Here is a 1,479-nt window from a genome sequence, read left to right on the forward strand (position 1 = left end):
GGGCCGTCGCGGCCCGCGTCCGGCGCCGTCCCCGACGCGGGGCGGCCTGGCGACGACTCTGCGCCGTGCGACGATGGGATGGCAACATCCGTTGCTGTTCCGGCAACAACAGGGCGTCGCTCCGACGCGGGCCGGCCCGGGCCGCGGACCCGAGAGAGGTGAGGACCATCCCCGACGACATCGACGCCGCGCTCGACGCGGTCGGCGCCCGGCTGCGCGCGCTGCGCTCCGAGCGCGGCCTCACACTCGCGCAGGTCGCCGACGCGACCGGTGTCTCGGTCTCGACGCTCTCGCGCCTCGAGTCCGGTGGGCGGCGGCCGACGCTCGAGCTCCTGCTCCCGCTGGCCCGCGAGTACCAGGTGCCGCTCGACGAGCTCGTCGACGCCCCCGCGACCGGCGACCCGCGCGTCTACGCGCGCCCGTTCCAGCGGCACGACCGCACGTTCGTCCCGCTGACCCGCCGTCCGGGTGGGCTGCGCGCGTACAAGGTCGTCATCCCGCCGGGGTCGTCGCCCGTCGACCCCGAGCTCAAGGTCCACGAGGGCTGGGAGTGGCTCTACGTCCTGTCCGGCCGACTGCGGCTGCTGCTCGGCGAGCACGACCTCACGCTCGGGCCGGGAGAGGTCGCCGAGTTCGACACCCGCACGCCGCACGCGATCCTCAACCGCGGCCCCGACCCGGTCGAGCTCCTGACCCTGTTCGGCCCGCAGGGCGAGCGCCTGCACGTCCGCGCGCAGCAGCGCCGCTCCTGAGCGCACCCGTCAGGCGCGGGCCTGGCCTGTCCGCGCGAGCGCCGCGTCGAGCGCCGCGTGGACGTCGCGCGCGTCGATGCCGAGCTGGCGGGCGACGAGGGCCAGCCGGTCGGCGGCCTGCGGCAGCGCCGCGGAGTCGGCAGGTGCAGGCACGCGGTCGGCGACGACGGTCCCGTGGCGGCCGGCGGTCCGCACCCAGCCGTCGCGCGCGAGCTCGTCGTACACCCGCTGGACGGTGCCGCGGGCGATCCCGAGGTCGGCAGCGAGGTGGCGGATGGTCGGCAGGCGGCTGCCGGGTGCGAGCGCACCCGACGCGACGAGCCGCTCGACCTGCGCGCGCAGCTGCTCGAAGACGGGGACGGGCGAGTCGGGGTCGACCTGGACGATCATGCGGCGACGACGCTGCCCGATAGGCGCGGTGCGCGCGGCGGTCGCGGGCGGGCGGCGCGCAGCTGGACGACGGCGACCACGAGGCCCGTGACGACCGCGACGACGCCCAGCCAGTCCGCGTCGTCGGGCAGCAGGGAGGTCGCGGACACGACCCAGGCGGCGGTGAGCACGGCAGCGGCGAGCTCCAGGTGGGCGACCGAGCCGGTCGCGAACGCGCGCAGGCGCTCGTCGAGCCGGGTGGCGCGCGCGGACAGCACGGGCCGTCGGCGGCCGACGACCCGCGCGCGCGTGGCCTCGGCGAGCGCGACGACCGCGAGACCGAGCAGCAGCGTGGCCG

At 77.3% G+C, this 1,479-nt stretch carries 3 protein-coding genes; 1 reads left to right on the top strand and 2 read right to left on the bottom strand.

Translation table 11 applies throughout. The annotated features are described in order from the left end of the window. Nucleotides 1-167 precede the first annotated feature (167 nt). On the top strand, nt 168-752 hold the full coding sequence (locus CTKZ_RS19120) for a helix-turn-helix domain-containing protein (RefSeq protein WP_200829831.1): 585 nt from the start codon (nt 168-170) through the stop codon (nt 750-752). A gap of 9 nt (nt 753-761) precedes the next feature. Here the strand turns inward: CTKZ_RS19120 and CTKZ_RS19125 are convergent, their stop codons facing one another. Together CTKZ_RS19125 and CTKZ_RS21750 are read right to left on the bottom strand one after the other, a co-directional pair. Next, nucleotides 762-1,142 (bottom strand): GntR family transcriptional regulator, encoded by a 381-nt coding sequence (locus tag CTKZ_RS19125; RefSeq protein WP_124344408.1) that lies wholly within the window; start codon nt 1,140-1,142, stop codon nt 762-764. Continuing rightward, the coding region (locus CTKZ_RS21750; RefSeq protein ID WP_200829830.1) for a hypothetical protein at nt 1,139-1,479 on the bottom strand (341 nt) is incomplete at its 5' end. The genes CTKZ_RS19125 and CTKZ_RS21750, both read right to left, overlap by 4 nt.

It is taken from the genome of Cellulomonas algicola (assembly GCF_003851725.1).
Lineage (GTDB): Bacteria > Actinomycetota > Actinomycetes > Actinomycetales > Cellulomonadaceae > Cellulomonas > Cellulomonas algicola.

Coding starts and splice junctions, on each gene's coding strand:
- CTKZ_RS19125 (WP_124344408.1), bottom strand. CDS start 1,142: ATGATCGTCCAGGTCGACCCCGACTCGCCCGTCCCCGTCTTCGAGCAG.